This window comes from Nocardia sp. NPDC051052 (assembly GCF_044456045.1).
In the GTDB taxonomy this organism is placed as follows: Bacteria; Actinomycetota; Actinomycetes; order Mycobacteriales; family Mycobacteriaceae; genus Nocardia.
This window is the reverse complement of sequence record NZ_JBITFL010000006.1, coordinates 572,893-591,132: the sequence shown is the minus strand read 5'-3', so window position 1 is coordinate 591,132 and position 18,240 is coordinate 572,893. Positions and strand designations below refer to the sequence as shown.

The following is an 18,240-nucleotide window of genomic DNA, read 5'->3' as shown; positions in this document are numbered from 1 at the left end:
GTCACCTATCGAATAGGAAATGTTTGACACCAAGGGCGGCATTCTTCCCGACTTCGGAACCGATGGCCGCGCCGATTCCCGCGCCGATCGCGGTACCGACGGGTCCGGCCATCGACCCTACGGCTGCCCCGGCCAGCGCACCACCCAACGCGCCGCCGACTACCTCACCGCCGATCACGGCACCGGCTTCGCCGGCGTCATATGTGCCGTTCTGGTAGCCGTTGACGCCGTCGTAGATGCTCAGCCCCAGTCCGACGCCGAATCCGGCACGGCCGACGCCCTTGAAGACCGTGCCCATGCGCTCGGCCTCTTCGGCTGTCGCCGGGACCCACGCGTGCTTGCCGGAGGGGTCTACGGTCTCGACCATGCGGGCGCCGAATTCCTGGGTGCCTGCGGCGGCCCCCGTAGCGGCTCTGCCTGCCCACGGGTCCTCGTCCTCGGTGCCTGGCGGGAACGTGGTCACCGTATCGGGGGTGGCGGGGACGGTGACCTGGGAGTGGTTGCCGTCGCCGTCGACACCGGTATACGTGTGCTCGGGCTGACCAGAGGTGAGCAGTCCGGGGCCGGAACTGGTTGTCGGAGTGGATTCTTGGGGCGCGAACGTGGTCACCGTATCGGGAGTGGCGGGGACGGTGACCTGGGAGTGGTTGCCGTTGCCGTCGACACCGGTGTACGTGTGGGCAGGCTGACCGGAGGTGAGCAGCCCGGGGCCGCTCTCGGAATCGGCGCGAACCTGGGTGACGTTCAGCAGACGCGGAGACCGGAGTCCGCGCGGCCGCACCCCACCGACGGCGAAGGCGGCCGCTCCTGCCAAGAGCAACAACGGAATTCGACCGTCGCTCCCGTGCCCGGCATCGTTGGCCGCGGGGGGCTGTTCGGGTGCTGGACTGGCTGGAGGCGGGTCGGACACGATCGTTGCTGGGCTCGGCGTGGTCGCCGGATGTTCCGCTGGTGGCGGCGGGGACGAAGGGAGCGCGAGCACGGGCGGCTCGGCCTGAATCGGCGCGGGTGCGGTCGGCCGATCGCCCGGCGATGGAGTTCCCGGCGCGGCGACGATGGGTGCGCCGCTACTGGGCGGTAGTGGTGGGGGTGTCAATGCTCCGGCTCGGCTGCCGCCGCCGCTGTCGATCGGGGGTTGGCCGGGCATCGCTGGTGCGGGCAGCGGTGCCGGCGTCGGCGGACCCGGCGGTGGTGTCGGCGGCAGCGAGGGCGTATCGATACAGGGCCAGCCCGGGTGCATTTGCTGCCACTCGGCACACGGGACTGCGGCGGCGGTAGGTGTGGCGAAGGGGGCGAAGCCGATGCTTATGCCAGCCGCGGTGGCGGCGAGGGCGGCTCCGGTTAGCCGGTTGATAGTTCCGGGGCGGTTCATCGGCGGCTCCGGCGGGCCTTCACCTGTGCATAGCTGATGTCGGCGCCCCACCAGGTCAGGCGTCCGGCGATGGACATGTAGAGGAAGAACGCCAGGTAGACCAGGATCGCGCCGTAGTCGTCGGCCCAGCCCGGTATCCGGTCCAGGTGGGCGAAGGCGGCGATCAGCATGAACAGTCCGGCCAACAGGGCCACCGGTGCCAGTGCGGCATTGTCTGGTTCCGCCGCGGTGTTGGTCATGCCGTTCGATCTCCTTCTCGGATACCGCTATCAGCGATGAAACGCTGTGTGCGGGTGATGGTTACAGCCAGATCGGGTCGCCGTAGGCGGTGGTGGTGTTGTCCGCGGTCGGGGTGGACATGGTCGCGGTGGCGAAGGAACGCAGCGAGACCGGGCCCATGCAGGCATCGACTTTGACTTCGACCTGGTCCATGGCGATCGACGCGCGTCCAGAAGCCAAAGCCTTCTTGCCGAATTCGACGGTCGCGATGGATCCGGGCTTGAGCGTGGTCGAAACATTGGGCGAGACCGAAGCATTCACGCCGAGGCTGACGCTGGGCGGGTAGGAGATGTTCAGCGAGGCGTTGGGGCCGACCGACATGCCGAGACTCGTGGTCAGACCGTTGGAAACGTCTATCTGGCAACCGATTTGATAGCCGAAGCTGACCACCGCGGCGTTGACCGGTTGGGTGCCTTTGCCGGTGACCTCGGCGATCGCCTTCAACGAAACGAAACCTTCGCGGGTGAACATCGTCGCGGCCAGGTTGGGGTAGCGATCGAGGGTCTCGGCGGTCTTGGTGACCGTCAGTGTCCAGCCGTCATCGGTCGCGACTACCCGCGCCTTGTCCGCGACCGCGTCGGCTGACGCGACGCCCTGGCCATTGGCCAGCAATCCTACGGTAATCGAGCTCGTGCACAGCATCGCAGCTACACCGCTTCGCCGAAACGCAACCCTGCTCATTGAAATCCATCCTTGTCGCGTCGAGATTCGGCTCGGAACCCGCCGGTGCGGGTTCTCCCATGAGATAAGGAAAACGCATCAGTTATTACTTGGCAAACTATAGGTAACCGGCAACGGTCGCCGTGATCGCTCGTTCACCCGCTGGACACCAGACTTGTGCTGGCAGGGGTCGGTGATCGAGGATTCAACGATCGGTTCGTGGCGTGCGTCACGCGGGGTCCGTTATCTGAAGGTGTGGGACCGGGCCGCGGACAGGAGAACGGGCCCGTGGAGTCCACGGGCCCGTTTGTCGATCGGACGGTTACTGCTTCGAGGTCACCACCGCGTAGAGATCGTCGTACACCTTCGGCTTGGCCGGAGGTGGGGTGACCGAACGGGGTGCGCGCTTCGCGTTCGCGTCGAATGTCGCGTCGGTCGGCTTGTAGGCGGGCTTGCCCTTATCGGTGAGCCAGGTCTTGAACAACGCGTTCGTGCTGCGGCCCGATACCGCGTTGGCCATGTCGATGAAGTCGGTGACCTTGGCATTGCCGTACTGGTACTTGGTCAGCCACTCCCGGATCAACCGGAAGAAGACATCGTCATCATTGAGCGCGCTGCGCAATGCCTGGATGGCCAATGCGCCTCGGGTATACAACTCGGCGGGCAGGACGTCGGCGGGCCCCGGATCGGTCAGCACGACATTCCAGTTGATCCTGGTCGAGGTGGCGTAGGCGTAGTCGGCGATTTCCGCTGCCGTGCCGGTGCCGTTCTTCTCCGACCACAGGTATTCCATGTAGCTGGCGAAGCCTTCGTTCAGCCAGCCGTCTTTCCAGGTGGCGACGGAGGTCGAGTCACCGAACCACTGGTGCGCGTTTTCGTGCACCACCACCGAATCGTTCTTGCCGCGCTTGAAGAATCCGTCGGTGTAGGTGGGCTTGGTCTGGGTTTCCAAGGCGAAGCCACCCATCCGCGCGTCCACGATGCCGCCGGTGGACTCGTACGGGTACGGCGTGAGCGCGCTGGCCAGCCAGTCCACGATCTCCGGCGTCCGCTCGATGCTCGACTTGGCGTTGGCGCGCACGGCCGGATCCAGATCCGTCGCGTAGGCGGTCAGGTTCGGCCTGGCCGGGGTGCCGCTGTTCTGGCCGCCGCGTTCGTATTTGCCGATCGCGAGGAAGGTGGCGTAGGTCATCTGCGGCGACTTGCTGAGCCAGTTGTGCCGCTTCCAGCCCGGAATCTGCTGGGTGACACTGGTTTCGACGCCGTTGGACAGCACGTCCCGGTCCTCCGGTGCCAGCACCGACACCGCGTAGGTCGCCTTGTCGGTCGGGTGGTCGTTGCTCGGATACCACCACTCGGCCGAGAAGGGCTCGTTGGAAATCAGTGCGCCGCCGGCGTTTTCGATCCAGTTGCGCGCGCCCGCCGCATTCTGCACCCGGGACGGGATGTCGTTGTAGGCGACGACGGTGGTGAACTCGGTGCCGGTCGGCAGGTTCACCGGCACGGTCACCGCCAGTTTGTCCTTGCCGAGCGTATATTTGGCGGGCTTGTTCTCGATAAGCACCGACTGCGTCTGCAGGAGGAAGTCGAAACCGATCGCGGTGCCCGCCTTGAGATCCTGCTTGGCTTTGGCGGTGATCGTCGTGGTGCCGGACAGCCGGCCCGAGGACGGCTCGAACTTCAGATCGATACTGTAATTGGAGACATCGTATGCGGCGCTGCCGATATTCGGGAAATTAGGATCGCCGATTCCGGTCAATGATGCCGCGGAGGCCGTGCCCGCATTCGCAGCCAACGCCGCGACCACCAGCAGTGGGACTGCTCGTACCGAGGCGGTATGCAACAAGGGAAAGCGATTCTTCATAAACGAACTCCAATGTGTCAGGCACGTGGATGTTTTCGAGCAATGCCGGTATCGGGGTAGGTCCGCGTCCTCGGCCGGGACATTTCGATACTCAGAGAAGCACAATGGAGTACCCGTTCTCCACTGGAGATCAACTGGGGAGTTCGATCACGCAGAATCCGGCGTCCGGAATAGGTTCGAGATTCTGTGCAGAATGCCTAGCTGCGATGGTGCGGCGGCGCTTTCAGGTGGTCATCAGGGGACGGTGCGGGCCTGAGACGCCGGCGTATGGAGTCGAGCTTTTCGCCGATGGTTTGCCGCTCTGCGGGCGGCTTGACTAGGAGCATGACAACAGCGAAGAACCAGACCATCCTCGTCACCGCGGGCACCGGCAAGGTGGGCCGCCGAGTGGCAGAGCAACTGTCCGCCAAGGGATTTCCCGTTCGCATCGGCTCCCGCTCGGCGGAGCTGCCGTTCGATTGGGAGGATCGCGGCACCTGGGCTCCCGTCCTCGACGGCGTGCGGGCCGCGTTCATGATGTACACCCCGGATATCGGGGATCCCCGTGCGGCAGAGACGATTCGGGCGTTCAGCGAACTGGCCGTGGCGAACGGCGTCGCGCGGCTGGTGCTGCTGTCCGCTCGCGGTGAGGACCAGGCCGCCGCTGCCGAGGCGGCGGTGCGCGAGAGTGGCGCCGAATGGACCGTGCTGCAGGCCGCATGGTTCAACCAGAACTTCGACGAGGGCGTTTTCACCGACATGGTGCTCGGTGGTGGGGTTGCCTTCCCGGCGGGTCAGGTGCTGGAGCCTTTCGTCGACTCCACCGATCTCGCCGAGGTCGCGGCGCTGGCGCTCACCGAGGACGGGCACGCGGGCCAGAACTACGAACTGACCGGCCCTCGGCTGCTGACCTTCGGCGACGCGGTCGAGGCGATCGCCAAGGCCACCGGGCGGGAGGTCCACTACATTCCCGTGACCGGCGCGGAATTCGGCGCGGTGCTGGAAGCCGAGTTCGGCATGCCTGCCGAGGAGGTGGCGGGCATGATCGACATCTTCGCGACCCTGCTGGACGGCCGCAACGCCGAGGTGACCGACACCGTTCGCCGCCTGCTCGGCCGGGACCCGATCGACTTCACCGACTACGTGCACGACGCCGTCGCGGCAGGCGCTTGGGCATAGCCGGGGTGCGTTGGCCGACGTTCCGAAACAGAAGGCCAGGTCTGGCTTTTCAGACCTGGCCTTCGCCTTGGAATCAGGCGAACGTCACCTGCGCTGTGACGGTCAGGGTCGACAGGCCATCGGTACGGCAACCCGCGTTGGGTTGCGCATCCCGCGGCGCCACCGTGATCGCGTCACCCTGCAGCTGCCCGCCGGTGACGGTGGCGCTGAACGCCAACCCGGTGAACGGATCGGGATCGATCCGCCAGCCGAACGCGCTGTCGCCGCCGGACACCCAGCCGATCGTGCCGTTTCCCTTCGCGGTGACAAGCAAGCCGCACGGATTGAAGCCTCCGGCGGTGGCCGTCGCCGAGCCGGTGCCGGTCAACTTGCCGGAGCGCAGGTCAGCGTGCTGACCATTGCGCGAGGCGCAGTTGCTGAGATCGCCGCTGATCGACACATTCGCGCCGCCACCAGCGCGCAGCGGGGGAGCGAGGGTGAGCTTGAAAGTCGCCGAGCAACTGAGGTCCCCCGCGGCGGCCTGGGCCGGAGCCGCCGGAAGGAAAGCAAGGGCCGCAGCGAGCGGTGCCGCCGCGGTCATCATGGTCAGAATTCGAAAGCGTCGCCGTACCATCTTCGTACCTCCTACTACTGTGCTGTTCACACGCTGTTCAGGGGACGAGCAAGCCCCCGGCACCATGTCTCTGCGCCGAGGGCGAGACCACGATACGATTTCTCCACCGCCAACACCGAAACCCCTTGCCCCCCACTGCGTGACGTGCGTCAACGCCCAACTGGGGAACTAGCTCGCCACCTCCGGTAGCCGGCTGGTGGCGCCGGGCATTGGATACATGACGACGACCCCGGCGCTGTGGCCGAGGTCGTCGCCTGCTGCTCAGCGGGGTCCGAGGTCTAGACCGGGACTCCGCCGTAGGTTCTGCGGTGTTTGGCTTCGAGGAAGGACAGGACGCCGAAGGCCATGAGGCCCAAGGAGATCAGGATGAGTAGCCAGGGGCCGAAGGGCTTGGTGACGAAGTCGCGCAGGACCGCGTCGATGCCCTTGGCTTCGGCGGGGTCGTAGTTCAGGCCGGCGAATACGGCGGCGAGGCCGATGCTGACGACGATCGCGCCGCGGGCGAGGTAGCCGATGCGGCCGAGCCAGATGACGGCTTCGCGAGAGCCGTGGGTCATCCAGCCCATCCGCAGGTCCTCGGCGAACCGCAGGCTGAGGCCGAGCATGGTCTGCCAGATGCCGAAGGCGATGATGGCGAGGCCGGTCAGCAGCACGACGATCTGGCCGCCGTCCCAGCTCAGGATGCGGGCGGTCAGGTCGCGCGCGATCGCGTCGCTCGGCTTCGGTGTCCGGCCGTGCACGACGTAGCGGAAGGTGCCCAAAAAGGCGAGGGCATAGACGATTCCGGAGATCACGGCATAGAACCGGTGGCCGCCCGAATACGTCCGCCGGGCGCCGGCGATCTGGGTGACGCGCCAGATGACCAAGGCGGCGAAGCCGAACACCAGGATCCATAGCAGCAGGTAGCCGAGGGGTTTGGTCGCGATCGCGGCCAGCGCGCCGCCGCCGTCCGGTTCATGCTCGGCGGTGCCGATCGCCAGCATGAAGCCGATGATGCCGATGGTGAGGTAGGCGATGCCGCGCGCGATGAAGCCGAATCGCGCGGCCGTTTCCAGCCCGCCCGAGGTCGTTGACCTGCGCCGGCCATAGTTGCTGGCGCGTCGGCCCCATCTGGACCGGCCGCCGCGCGCCGTGCCGACTCGGTCGTGTCGTCGATATCTGTTCGCGTTACGGAAGATACTCATGGTTGTTCCTCATCTCTTCAACGGCCGTAATGCCCACTTCCCGCCGATTGACACGGCGCGCGAGAACTCAGATCTGCTGCGAGCCGGGCAAAGTCGGCGCCAGGCGTCCAGACCAGGTGGATCGGCGGGCGGGATCAACTGGCGGCACGACTGGGGAACGCCGTCACCGCTCGAACGGCGCTGGTCGGACCGGGTTGTGACGCAGGACATATCGAGATGAGCCGACTGGAGGAGGAATTGGTCGGACGAATCGCTTACCGTTTAGGGCGTTATGAACCTTTTTGCGACAGTCGCGCACCTGGTCGCCAGGCTGCATGTGGATCTCGGCCGGTTGGCCGCGCAGCTGTGTAGCTGACGCGCGCTCAGCTCACCGGATCCTCTGATTGTCTTGGATGGTTACCTTGTCTTCACCTAGTTCGCGCAGCCATGTCCTGAACCCGGCGCGCTGGTCGTTCGGCGTCCAGATCCTGCTCGGTTTGCTGGTTGGTATCGCCGCGGGTTTCCTTGCCCGCGCCACCGGATCTGCCTGGCTCACCAGCACATTGACCCAGGTCGGCGGCATATTCGTGCAGCTGCTGAAGCTAGCGGTGCCGCCGCTGGTGTTCACCGCGGTGCTGGTGAGCGTCGCCGGATTGCGGCATGTCACCAACGCGGCCCGGTTGGCCGGGCGCACGCTGCTGTGGTTCCTCGGCACCGCGTTGATCGCGGTGGCGGTCGGCATCGTGCTCGGGCTCGTCACCAATCCCGGTCGCGGTGTCGAACTGACCCTGGTCGGCGCCAAGGCGCCGGACTCGAAGGGCGGCTGGACCGACTTCCTCACCGGCATCATCCCAACCAACGTCGTCGGTGCCTTCACCAATGGCAATGTGCTGCAGCTGGTGTTCCTCGGCGCGGTGCTCGGGGTGGCCGCGCTGAAGCTCGGCGATCGGGCCAAACCCTTTCTGACACTGGCGGAGTCGGTGCTGGAGCTGGTGCAGAAAGCGCTCTGGTGGGTTATCCGGCTTGCGCCGATCGGCACGGCCGGTCTCATCGGCAAGGCGATCGCCAGCTACGGCTGGAATCTGCTGCGGCCCTTGGCGACCTTCACGATCGCGGTCTACGTGGGCTGCCTCATCGTGATGGTCGTCGTGTACCCGATCCTGCTGCGCGTTGTCGGTGGCGTGAACCCGATCCGCTTCTACGCGAAGGCTTGGCCCGCAGTGGAATTGGCCTTCGTCTCCCGGTCGTCGATCGGCACGATGCCGCTGACGCAACGGATGGTCACCGAACGGCTCGGTGTCCCAAGGGAATACGCGTCGTTCGCGGTTCCGTTCGGGGCCACCACGAAGATGGATGGTTGCGCGGCGGTGTATCCGGCGCTGGCCGCTATCTTCGTTGCCCAGATCACCGGTACCCACCTCGACATTCGCGACTACCTGCTGATCGCCTTCGTCTCCGTGGTCGGCTCCGCGGCGACCGCCGGTCTCACCGGTGCGATCGTGATGCTCACCCTGACCCTGTCCACGCTGGGCCTGCCGTTGGCCGGGGCCGGCTTGCTGCTGGCCATCGACCCGATCCTGGACATGATCCGCACCGCGACGAATGTCGCGGGCCAGATGGTGGTTCCGGTCTTGGTGGCCAAGCGGGAAGGCATCCTCGATCAGGAGATCTTCGACCAGCCCTCCGCCCCCTTGACCGAAGCCGAACCCGAACCGGAGCGCGAGCCGCACGAGGTGCCCGCAGCCGCATGACGACGCCGTTGTGCGGCGCATCGTGCGCCGCACTATTCGGCGATACGAGTGGCCGTCCTGGGTCGGCCGATCAGGGGCGTAGTTGTGGGAGCCGCTCAACCGACCCGTCGACCGGTGTCGGTGGGGTGATATGAGCGGGCGATCAGTGCGGAGCGGAGATACCAGAGGCCGGAGGGTTGGGAGGGGTCGAAGCCGGTGAGCTGGCCGATGCGCTTGAGCCGATAGTCGACGGTGTTGGTGTGTACGTGCAGGGCGCGGGCGGTGCGTTGGCGGTTGAGGTTGTTGCTGATGTGCAGCTGGAGGGTTTCCAGTAGTTCGGCGTGCTCGTCGAGCGGGGTGAGCACGGCGCCGAGGTATTCGCGGCCGGGGCCTGGCCGGGTGAGCTGGTATTCGAGGGCGAGTTCGTCGAAGCGGTACAGGCCGGTGACGCAGTGCAGCCGGTGCACCATGTCGAGCAGCTCGTGCGCCTGATCGACGGCACCGGGGATCTGTTCGGGGGTGGCCTCCATCAACGTGGCGGTGATGCCGACCTGGGCCGCGTGCGAGAGTCCCTCGATCAGCGCGTCCAGTTCGTCGTCGCGCTGCTGGTCGGCGGGTAGCAGGATGGTTCCGCCATCGATGCTGAGCAGCGACAGGGCGTTGCCGCCGCAGCGGGTGGCCAGCTCGGCCTGGGTGCGGCGCAGCTTGCGACGCGCGACGACCTGGGTGTTGAGGGCCGGGTTGTGTTCGTCGCGGTGGCGTGGAATCGACACGGCCAGCACCACGTAGGACTCGGCGATGGAGATGCCGCATTCGCGCGCCATCGTCGAGGTCGGCCGCCCGCCGAGCAGTGCGGAGGTGAGGGTGTGCACCGCGGTGTGGTGCTCGCTGACCGCGGCACGCAGTTCCCGGAAGTAGGCACGGGAGATGGCGGACGTGAGCGTGTGCAGTATCTCGATGTTCATCTTGGAGCCGTCGACGAAGTTGTCGAAGTCCTTGACGGTCAGGTTCGAGACGACGAGGTCCATGCCCATCTTGAAGCCGGCGTGAATGGCGTTGTGGATCGCGTCGATCGGCACGCCCTCGCGCGCCCACCCGGCGGCGGCCTCCTCGAGCTGTTCGACCTTCGCCGGGATGTTCTTGCCGTCCAGCATGCTGGCGGCGAGTTCGAGACAGACTCGGGTGATGGTGGTGATGTCGCCGTAGATCGCCTCGCCGGGCAGCGTCCCGCATGGCACGACGTTCTCGACGAAGTGGCCGACCATTTGCCGGGACAGGGCTCTTACGTCGCGTAAGGGAGTGGACATCGGTTTCCCGGAGATCGTCAGGTTCGGCCGGATCGGGCTGTCGACAGCCATGACAACTCCTTTGTCAGCATTAGCTATATAGCAGGCTCACACTAACTGTGGAGTTGCCGTCTGCGGCGTTTACCAGCCAACTTGTGAGAAGAGGACGGTGCGGCCCGTGGGTAGCTGTGATCGATCACAGTGCGGTCTGTGCGGGGCGGCCGATATCGACTACTATAAGTGCGAACTTATATAAGGAGGATGTAATGCCCCTGCTCACCGACCCTGCCGCTGTCGCCGGGCTTGTCGTTCGCGAAGTCCGCACCGGATCTCGCGACGGCGCGCCGACCAGGATCGCCATCGCCCGCCGGACCTATGGCACCGATCAGGCCGACCTGTGGGACGCGCTGACCAATGCCGAGCGGATACCGCGATGGTTCCTGCCGGTGAGTGGCGAGCTGAAAGTCGGCGGCCGCTTTCAGACCGAGGGCAACGCGGGTGGAGTTGTGGAGGAGTGCGACGCGCCGGAGCGGTTCGCGATCACCTGGGAGATGGGCCCGCAGCTGTCGTGGGTGACGATCACCCTGACCGCCAATGATGAAGGCACACAACTGGAATTGGCTCATGAGGCGCCCGTCGCGCCCGAATTCTGGGATCAGTACGGTCCCGGCGCGGTCGGTGTCGGCTGGGACCTCGGCCTGATGGCGCTCGGCCTGCACCTGGCGACCGGTGACGCGGTGGACTCGACCGAGGGGATGACCTTCCCGACGACGCCCGAGGGACTGGTATTCGTCGAAACCGCAGCGCGCGGCTGGGCGGACGCGGCCGTCGCCGACGGTGACGAGCCGGGCGCGGCGCACGCGGCCGCGCAGCGAACGATCACCTTTTACACGGTCGAGCCCGAGGACAGCCCGCAGTCCTGATGACAGCTTCTCGCGAAAATATCTTCGAGGCGCTCGGCGATCCGGTTCGCCGATACATCCTCGAACTGGTGGCGACCGGCGAGCAGTCCGCAGGCGCGGTTGTCGCTGCCGTGCAACGGTTTACGCGGATCTCGCAGCCCGGCGTCTCGCAGCATCTGAAGGTGCTTCGCGACGCGGGGTTGGTGAGTGTCCGTGCCGATGGAACTCGTCGCGTCTACGCCCTCGACTCCGAAGGGGTGGCGGCGGCCCAGGCCTGGCTGGCCGGACTGGTCGACCCGCTGGCGCCCTTCGCTCAGCCGCTCGATGCCCTGGCGACCGAGGTCGCGCGTGGTCAACGGGCTAGCAGGGCGGCGAAGCCGGGCCGTGCCGGGGAGTCCGGTGGTGCGGAGGTTCGACCCGCCTGAGTCCCCGCCGACCGAAGGCCTCTGCTTTCAGCGGGGCGCCTTCGGTCGGCTGGCTCGGGTCACGCCGAGTGTGTTGTCGCAGGTGCCGTGGTATCGAGCTCGCCGCGCCGGACGACGATTACGCCGCCGAGAATTAGTGTGCCGCCGAGTAATTGGATGATGCGCGGGGCTTCGCCGAGTAGTGCCCAGGCGAAGAGGAGTGCGGCTAGCACTTCGAAGAGGGCGACGAAGGAGGCGAGGCGGGAGCCGAGTAGGCGGGTGGCGGCGATGCCGGAGACGTAGGCGAGGGCTGCGGTGACGATGCCGAGCGCCAGGACCGGTGGCCACCACGGGACGGTGAAGTGTTGGAAGACGACCGGGTTTGTCGTCGCGTGCAGGGGGACGATGCCGACCGCGCCCGCGGCGAGCAGGGCGAGTCCGCCGATGAGGAGTCCGCCCGCGGCCAGGACGGTGCCCGGTAGCGAGCCGTCACCGTGCGCCGAGAGAACGAAGTAGCCGGCTGCGCCGATCATCGCGGCGAGCGCCCAGGCGATGCCGACCCAGCTGGTGGTCAGGCCCGAACGCAGGTCGATGACCAGGAACAAACCGGTGATCCCCAGTGCGGCCCCGGCGACCGTCGCGGCCCCGGGGCGTTCGCGATACCGCACCCACAGCCAGCCGACCACGGCTATCGGAGCGGTGTATTCGATGAGCAAAGCAACGCCGACCGCCATGTGGGCGACCGCGTTGAAGTACGCCAATTGCGTACCGGCGACGGCGACCAGTCCATACGCGGTGATCAGGGATGCGTTGCGGCGCAACAGCTGCCAATCGCCGCGCAGCTGCCGCGCCGCCATCGGCATGACCACGACGGCGGCCACCAGCACGCGGACCGCCACGACCGACGCGGCGCTCCAGCCCGCGTTCATCAGGCCGCGGGCCAGCGAACCGGAGAGTCCGAACGATGACGCGGACAGCATCGCGAGGATCAGGCCGGAGCGGAGTCGCTGAGCGGCGCTGTCATGGGTCATCGTATCCATGGGTAATGACGCTATGGCCAGGGTTGTAATATGTCAACATGATTTTTGCTCATGACACCGAGGAGTCGCTGGTGGCTGCGGTGGAGCTGGTCAATTCGGCGGAGGAGCCGGACACGCTGACCGAAACAGCCCAGCTCGCAGCGTTTTTCGGCAAACACGGCTACACCGGCGTGCACACCGGGGACGCCGACGAGCTCGCCGCGGTGCGTGCGCTGCGTGCGCCGCTACGCCGAATGTTCACCAGCGATCGCGATACGACGACGCGGCTGGTGAACGAGACCCTGGCGCGCCATCGCGCGGTGCCGCAACTCGTCCGGCACGGCGACGTCGACTATCACATTCACGCGGTGCCGCCTGAGGCGCCGTTCCCGGTGCGGGTCGCGGTCGAGACGGCGATGGCGCTGATCGACCTGATCCGCACCGATGAGCTGAACCGATTGTCCATCTGCGCGGACAGTGCGTGCGAGGGCATCGTGCTCGACCTGTCCCGCAACCGATCCCGCCGCTATTGCAGTACCGCGTGCGGAAATCGCAATGCCGTGGCGGCCTACCGGGCACGGAAGAAATGAGCGCGCGAGCAGCGGAATGGAACGGTAGAATAGGCGTTTCGTACCGAAATAGATAGTGTGCTGATCTCACATTGCGTGATCGGAACACCCGTTTTACTGTCAATTTGCACGCCAAGCTGGATGACCAGGGGGGATCCCGGGCGAACGCCCGGGTCCGTTGTCGACCAAAGGCGGTAATTCATTGACCGGCGACCGATCGATGTTCCGGACGTGGTGGCGCGACCCGGTCGATTACCGCGGTCTGGTCGAGACGTTCGAATCGCACGGTGCGCTCGGTCGATTCAAGTTCATGCTGGGTGCCGGTGGGCTGGTGATGCTGCTGATCGCGGTGCTCGCCTCGGTGGCGCAGGGTGATGTCGCCGGGTGGGTCGGCGACGTGCAGGGCGGTGTCGAGGCGACCGTCGCCGGGTTGTGGACGTTGCGCTGGTGGTTTTTACCGTGGCCGCGCGAAACCGAGTCGCTCATCTGGATCGTGCTTTTCGATATCGACACCACCGCCAACGATTTGCTGGTGCACGATCGCGTCGTCGGAGTTCTGGGTGTTGTGCTGCTGACGGCGATGGGCGCGTACGTGACCGTGTTCCACGGCCCGCGTGTCCTGGCATTGCATGTCGGGTGGACCATACTGACCAGCGTGGTGCTGGCGTTCCTGATGTTTCGTGGCGAGTTGGCCGATGCCACGCGCAGTCCGCAGGTGGACAGGAGCCGCGAAGACCTCGCCCTCGGCATCGCGGTCGTCCTCGTCATGCTCGTCGTAGTTGGCGTGATGCTGCCGTTCGTGCAGTTCTGTCACTGGCTGCTGCGGGCGGACGCCCAGTCGGACCCGCTGACCGGACTGTTGAACCGGCGCGGCCTCGATACCTACCTGTCCTCGCACATCGTGCATTGCCGTCGCGAGTCGGCCTATGTGGCGACGCTGGACATGGACCGATTCAAAGCCGTCAACGACACGTTCGGTCATCCGTTCGGCGACGAGGTGCTGACGCGGACGGCGCAGCGACTACGCGAGGCGGTGGAATCCGACGCGCTCATCGCGCGCACCGGCGGCGAGGAGTTCGTGATCGTCGGCTGTCTGCGCGAAGACGCCGCCGCCGTCGGCGAACGGCTGCGCGGTGCGATCGAGTCCATGCCCGATCTGCCGGTGGCGATCACCGCCAGCGTCGGCATCGCGGTGCTCGAGGTGACGCGCTCCGACAACCCCTACGACCTGGCCGCCTACCGCCGGCTGCTGCGCCGCTCCGATTCGGCGATGTACCGGGCGAAGCGCCGAGGTGGCAACGCCGTCGCGATCGCGGGCAAGGACGAGCCGCCCCCGGCCCGCCCGCGGCGCAAACCCTCCGGCGTACCCGAGATCCATCCTGCGGCAACTACCGACGAGATCGGTATGCCCAGCGCCTCACGCGGACCACATAGCTAACCGGCCGACACACCGGCCACGCCGATCAGCGGGCAGGGAGTGAGTGAGCAGTGTCATGGTGCCGGGTTGTCCCGGGCGGCGTAAATTCGCTAATTAGCGAAATGCCGAAGGGTGGTGGGTGTGCTCGACGAGTGCAAGGCGCTGGCGAACGAGACCCGGTTGCGCGTCCTGGAGTGGCTCAAAGAGCCGGAGGTGCACTTCCCGCAGCGCGGGGAGACGGCTGAGCTCGGTGTGTGCGCCGGACTTATCCAGCAGAAGGCGGGTACCTCGGCGTCGACCATCTCGGCGCACCTGGCGATCCTGCAGCGCGCGGGGTTCCTCACCGGTACTCGGCGCGGGCAGTGGATCTACTACCGCCGCGACGACGACCGCATCCGCGCCTTCACCGAACAACTGCATCGCGTTCTCTGACCTACGAAAGGCAACGTCCTATGTCGACTGCTCTGTCCATCCTCGACCTGGCGGTGATCGCACCGGGTCAGTCCGCGCGCGATAGCTTCGACAACAGCGTCGCCCTGGCGCAAGCCGCCGAACGCAGCGGCTACCGGCGCGTCTGGTACGCCGAGCACCACAACATGGGCTCGATCGCGTCGAGTGCCACGAGCGTGCTGATCGGGCATATCGCGGCGCACACCGACACCATCCGGCTCGGCTCCGGCGGCATCATGCTGCCCAACCACTCGCCGCTGGTGATCGCGGAACAGTTCGGCACCCTGGAGACGCTGTTCCCCGGGCGTATCGACCTCGGGCTGGGGCGGGCGCCGGGCAGCGACCAGAAGACCATGCTCGCACTGCGCCGTAACCCGTCCTCGGCGGACTCGTTCCCGCAGGACGTGCTGGAGTTGCAGGGGTATCTGACCGGGCAGTCGCGGATTTCCGGCGTGCAGGCCGTGCCGCGGGCGGAAGGTGTTGTGCCGCTGTACATCCTGGGTTCCTCGCTGTTCGGTGCTCAGCTCGCCGCACAGCTCGGGCTGCCGTACGCCTTCGCGTCGCACTTCGCACCGGACGCGCTACACCAGGCGGTCGCCGTCTACCGCGACGGTTTCCAGCCGTCCGAGCAGTTGTCCGAGCCGTACGTGATGGCCGCGCTCAATGTGTTCGCCGCCGATGACCGCGAGGATGCGTTGGCGCAGAAGGCGATTGCCTGGCGTAACCGGGCACGGATGTTCATCAAGCGTGGTGCCGCCGATGTCGACTACAGCGATGCGGAGATCGACGCGTTCCTTGCCTCGCCGAACGGCCGTCAGCTCGCGTCGATGACCCAGTACACCGCGGTCGGTACCCCCGCCGAAGTCGTTGCCTACCTTGACGATTTCGCCGCCGACCTCCAGGCCGACGAGCTCATCCTCGCCCATCAGGCCACCCTGATCGACGACCGGGTGCGCTCGGTAGAGCTCACCGGTGCCGCGATGGCGGCCGCCGTGCAGGTCGGCTAGCCGCCCGGTCGATTCGGACGTGGCGGCCGTTTCTTGGTCGCCTCCGCCGTGCCTTGATGGGCGACGATGATGAGCATGACCAGCAGGGTCACGATCTCGAGCGTATTGAAGGCGAGAGCTTCTGTGCCCGAAGCGGACTCATCGTCGGCGGCGGCGGGAGGCGTTGCCGCGACAACGAATCGTCCTGGAAAAGCGGCCGATTCGGCTTCGGCGTCGGCGATAGGTGCGGCCACCGGGAGGAACGGGAACGGTGGTGCGGTCAGTATCGACGGCGGAATCAAGAGCGGGAAGGTGGGCACGGGCGGGGTCGGCACGGTGGAGAGGGCGAGCAGGCAGGTCAGCACGGCGCTGCCGGTGACCGCACTGCCGACGGCGGCGCTGCCGAGCGCTGAGCCGCTCGAACCGAAGCCGGGCGGGATCACCGCGGAACCGGCGGAGCCGACGACCGCCCACCACGGTGGGGCGAGCATGCCAGGCCCGATCAGGCCGGAGCCGGCGGCCGATCCGAGGAACAGCAGCGCGCCACCCGCGACGGCGCTGCCCGCGCATGCGGTCATGACGCTGCCGCTGTCGAGGCCGAGTGCGGCGGGTCCGACGGCGGCTGGTGTTGCCGAGGTTGGAGTTTCGCCCGTCTCGCTGTCCGCGGTGCTCCCGATATCGAACTTTCCGTTCGCGGCGGGCGGTTTTGCTGGTTCCAGCGAGAGCAACCCGCCGTCGGATGCGCTGCCGGAGGAGACGTCCGGTACGAACGTGCTCCCGGTCGAGGCGTTCGGCGTGATTGCGCTGCCGGTCGAAACATCTTGCGGCGCGCCGCTTCCGGTGGGGACGTCCGGCGTTGCGGTGTCTTCGGCAGGGGCGCCTTGCGGTGGGGTGCTTCCGGGCGGGGCAGCTGGTGGAGGCTCGTTTCCGGCGGAGGCGTTTGGTGGAGGCGCGTTTCCTGCCGGGGTGTCTGTTGGGGGCGTGTATCCGGCGGAGCCGTCTGACGGGGCAGTCGGGGCCTGTGCCGGAGGTGTATTTCCCGCAGGGGTGTCCGCCTGGGGTGCCTTTCCGTAAAGAATCCCCAGCGAGGCGGCAGGTCCGGTCGGAACATCTTGTGACACTGAATCTTCGGGCGAGACGTCGGACAGGTCCGAGGGAGCGGTACCTTCGGCCGTGACATCGGCGGCGAGCGGCGGCTCCGGGATCATCTCGTTGGCGGCGGACCGGCCGCCGAAGAACACGGCCGCAGGCACGCACGCGCTCACGACAACCAATCCTCTTGCGCCCCTGATCATTCGCGGCGCGGCGGCACCGGACCTGATCCGCGGAAGTTTCATTCGTTGTGGGTCGCCGGTCCGGGCGTGCTCTGCTCGTACTGCGACTGGGCATAGGTGAACGCGTCTATCGGGATGCCGAGAGCTCCGGAGAACGGCCGCTCCAGGTCATGGATGGCCAGCAGTGACGAGCCGATCACGACGCCGAGTAATGCGGTCATCGCGAGGCTGCGCCGGGTGACCAGCATGCCGGTCAGCACCGGGTTCAGCAACACCAGAACCGCACCGAAACACAATGCGATGTAAAGGAATTGGGGGATGGTGCGGGAGGCGTCGATGGCGCGATCGTGGCGCGCCTGGGTCACCCGGTCGATACCGGCCAGCGCGCGGGCCCGCGCCTCGATGACGACCGGATCCTGCGACCGCACCGATATCACGGCGTCGCGCAGTGCGTCGAGCGTCTTCCCGGTGGACTCGTCGAGGCGGCTATCGCGCTCCATCACCGGCCACTCCTTGGTGAGGACGTCGTCGGTGTAGGCGATGATTTTGTCGTGGATTCGTTGCTGGTCGGGTCCCGGCATCGCGTGGATCGCCAAGTGGGTATCGACGAGCCCCTTCGACTCGGTGATGGTGTGGTTGTACGCGTTCTGGTTCTGGTTCCAGCAGGCCACGAAGACGAACGCGAGCACCGCGGTGAAGATGGTCTTGGCCAGGTCGAGCGCGAGGTGGCTGGACGATTCGTCACTGCCCTGCCGCCACGATTTCGGGCGAACCCGGTCCCCGATAACCAAAAATCCCACCGCGATCAGCGCGGCACAGATCCCGACGAGCAATTCCTGAGCCATCTCGGTCCACTTTCCCGGGCAAAGTCGGTACAACTGATTTCCGAGTGCATGGTTGAGCGGCCGAGGTAACCCCGGCATTGGCATATTAAAACAGCAACGGACGAAGATTAGCCCTGGTCACGCGTCCGCAGCTGGCGGCGTTACCGAAATGTGATCATCTATCGATATTCGAAGAGGATTTGCAGCAAATAGAAGTTCTCAGGCGATCTATTTCGAGGAACTTCGGCTTTGGGGGCGCTGTCGTGAGCG

18 protein-coding genes are annotated in these 18,240 nt (G+C 66.3%); 8 read left to right on the top strand and 10 right to left on the bottom strand.

Translation table 11 applies throughout. The features are described from left to right. Nucleotide 1 precedes the first annotated feature (1 nt). From ACIBCN_RS23980 to ACIBCN_RS23965, 4 genes are all read right to left on the bottom strand, one after another. Complete coding sequence (locus tag ACIBCN_RS23980) at nucleotides 2–1,372, bottom strand: hypothetical protein (RefSeq protein ID WP_396993844.1); 1,371 nt, start codon at nucleotides 1,370–1,372, stop codon at nucleotides 2–4. Further along, the gene (locus tag ACIBCN_RS23975) at nucleotides 1,369–1,611 is read right to left on the bottom strand and encodes a hypothetical protein (RefSeq protein WP_396993843.1); all 243 of its coding nucleotides are present in this window, start codon (nucleotides 1,609–1,611) and stop codon (nucleotides 1,369–1,371) included. The genes ACIBCN_RS23980 and ACIBCN_RS23975 overlap by 4 nt, the downstream gene beginning before the upstream one ends. 61 nt (nucleotides 1,612–1,672) lie before the next feature. Next, entirely contained in the window at nucleotides 1,673–2,293 is a 621-nt protein-coding gene (locus ACIBCN_RS23970; protein WP_396993842.1) for an MspA family porin, read from the bottom strand. A gap of 340 nt (nucleotides 2,294–2,633) precedes the next feature. Beyond that, nucleotides 2,634–4,175 (bottom strand): M1 family metallopeptidase, encoded by a 1,542-nt coding sequence (locus ACIBCN_RS23965; RefSeq protein ID WP_396993841.1) that lies wholly within the window; start codon nucleotides 4,173–4,175, stop codon nucleotides 2,634–2,636. Nucleotides 4,176–4,499: 324 nt separating this feature from the next. On the opposite strand from ACIBCN_RS23965, the gene ACIBCN_RS23960 reads away from it, so the two are divergent. Then, nucleotides 4,500–5,333 (top strand): NAD(P)H-binding protein, encoded by an 834-nt coding sequence (locus tag ACIBCN_RS23960; RefSeq protein WP_396993840.1) that lies wholly within the window; start codon nucleotides 4,500–4,502, stop codon nucleotides 5,331–5,333. 73 nt (nucleotides 5,334–5,406) lie between these two features. On the opposite strand, the gene ACIBCN_RS23955 is transcribed toward ACIBCN_RS23960, so the two are convergent. Together ACIBCN_RS23955 and ACIBCN_RS23950 are read right to left on the bottom strand one after the other, a co-directional pair. After that, nucleotides 5,407–5,916 (bottom strand): hypothetical protein, encoded by a 510-nt coding sequence (locus ACIBCN_RS23955; protein WP_396993839.1) that lies wholly within the window; start codon nucleotides 5,914–5,916, stop codon nucleotides 5,407–5,409. A gap of 308 nt (nucleotides 5,917–6,224) precedes the next feature. Continuing rightward, complete coding sequence (locus ACIBCN_RS23950; protein ID WP_396993838.1) at nucleotides 6,225–7,130, bottom strand: DUF1206 domain-containing protein; 906 nt, start codon at nucleotides 7,128–7,130, stop codon at nucleotides 6,225–6,227. Between the two features lie 392 nt (nucleotides 7,131–7,522). Between ACIBCN_RS23950 and ACIBCN_RS23945 the strand changes: the two genes are divergently transcribed. After that, nucleotides 7,523–8,860, top strand: a complete 1,338-nt coding sequence (locus tag ACIBCN_RS23945) for a dicarboxylate/amino acid:cation symporter (protein WP_396993837.1) — start codon at nucleotides 7,523–7,525, stop codon at nucleotides 8,858–8,860. 95 nt (nucleotides 8,861–8,955) lie between these two features. Here ACIBCN_RS23945 and ACIBCN_RS23940 read toward each other — a convergent pair whose 3' ends face one another. Beyond that, a complete protein-coding gene (locus tag ACIBCN_RS23940) occupies nucleotides 8,956–10,197 on the bottom strand; it encodes a PucR family transcriptional regulator (protein ID WP_396993836.1) in 1,242 nt (413 codons plus the stop codon). 194 nt (nucleotides 10,198–10,391) lie between these two features. Between ACIBCN_RS23940 and ACIBCN_RS23935 the strand changes: the two genes are divergently transcribed. After that, on the top strand, nucleotides 10,392–11,048 hold the full coding sequence (locus ACIBCN_RS23935) for an SRPBCC family protein (RefSeq protein WP_396993835.1): 657 nt from the start codon (nucleotides 10,392–10,394) through the stop codon (nucleotides 11,046–11,048). Further along, entirely contained in the window at nucleotides 11,048–11,452 is a 405-nt protein-coding gene (locus ACIBCN_RS23930; protein ID WP_396993834.1) for an ArsR/SmtB family transcription factor, read from the top strand. The genes ACIBCN_RS23935 and ACIBCN_RS23930 overlap by 1 nt, the downstream gene beginning before the upstream one ends. Nucleotides 11,453–11,511: 59 nt before the next feature. Here the strand turns inward: ACIBCN_RS23930 and ACIBCN_RS23925 are convergent, their stop codons facing one another. After that, nucleotides 11,512–12,471, bottom strand: a complete 960-nt coding sequence (locus ACIBCN_RS23925; RefSeq protein WP_396993833.1) for an EamA family transporter — start codon at nucleotides 12,469–12,471, stop codon at nucleotides 11,512–11,514. Between the two features lie 38 nt (nucleotides 12,472–12,509). Between ACIBCN_RS23925 and ACIBCN_RS23920 the strand changes: the two genes are divergently transcribed. The 4 genes from ACIBCN_RS23920 to ACIBCN_RS23905 all read left to right on the top strand — a co-directional run bounded on the left by ACIBCN_RS23920 (nucleotide 12,510) and on the right by ACIBCN_RS23905 (nucleotide 15,893). Further along, a complete protein-coding gene (locus ACIBCN_RS23920) occupies nucleotides 12,510–13,040 on the top strand; it encodes a CGNR zinc finger domain-containing protein (RefSeq protein WP_396993832.1) in 531 nt (176 codons plus the stop codon). Between the two features lie 181 nt (nucleotides 13,041–13,221). After that, nucleotides 13,222–14,457, top strand: coding sequence for a diguanylate cyclase domain-containing protein (locus ACIBCN_RS23915; RefSeq protein WP_396993831.1), 1,236 nt, complete (start codon nucleotides 13,222–13,224; stop codon nucleotides 14,455–14,457). A 120-nt stretch (nucleotides 14,458–14,577) separates the two neighbouring features. Continuing rightward, entirely contained in the window at nucleotides 14,578–14,868 is a 291-nt protein-coding gene (locus ACIBCN_RS23910; RefSeq protein WP_396993830.1) for an ArsR/SmtB family transcription factor, read from the top strand. Between the two features lie 20 nt (nucleotides 14,869–14,888). Next, the gene (locus ACIBCN_RS23905; RefSeq protein ID WP_396993829.1) at nucleotides 14,889–15,893 is read left to right on the top strand and encodes an LLM class flavin-dependent oxidoreductase; all 1,005 of its coding nucleotides are present in this window, start codon (nucleotides 14,889–14,891) and stop codon (nucleotides 15,891–15,893) included. On the opposite strand, the gene ACIBCN_RS23900 is transcribed toward ACIBCN_RS23905, so the two are convergent. Both ACIBCN_RS23900 and ACIBCN_RS23895 read right to left on the bottom strand, forming a co-directional pair. Then, nucleotides 15,890–17,137: a hypothetical protein gene (locus tag ACIBCN_RS23900; protein ID WP_396993828.1), complete on the bottom strand. Its 1,248-nt coding sequence runs from the start codon at nucleotides 17,135–17,137 to the stop codon at nucleotides 15,890–15,892. The genes ACIBCN_RS23905 and ACIBCN_RS23900 overlap by 4 nt on opposite strands. Nucleotides 17,138–17,205: 68 nt before the next feature. Next, the gene (locus tag ACIBCN_RS23895) at nucleotides 17,206–17,991 is read right to left on the bottom strand and encodes a hypothetical protein (protein ID WP_396993827.1); all 786 of its coding nucleotides are present in this window, start codon (nucleotides 17,989–17,991) and stop codon (nucleotides 17,206–17,208) included. Nucleotides 17,992–18,240 lie beyond the last annotated feature (249 nt).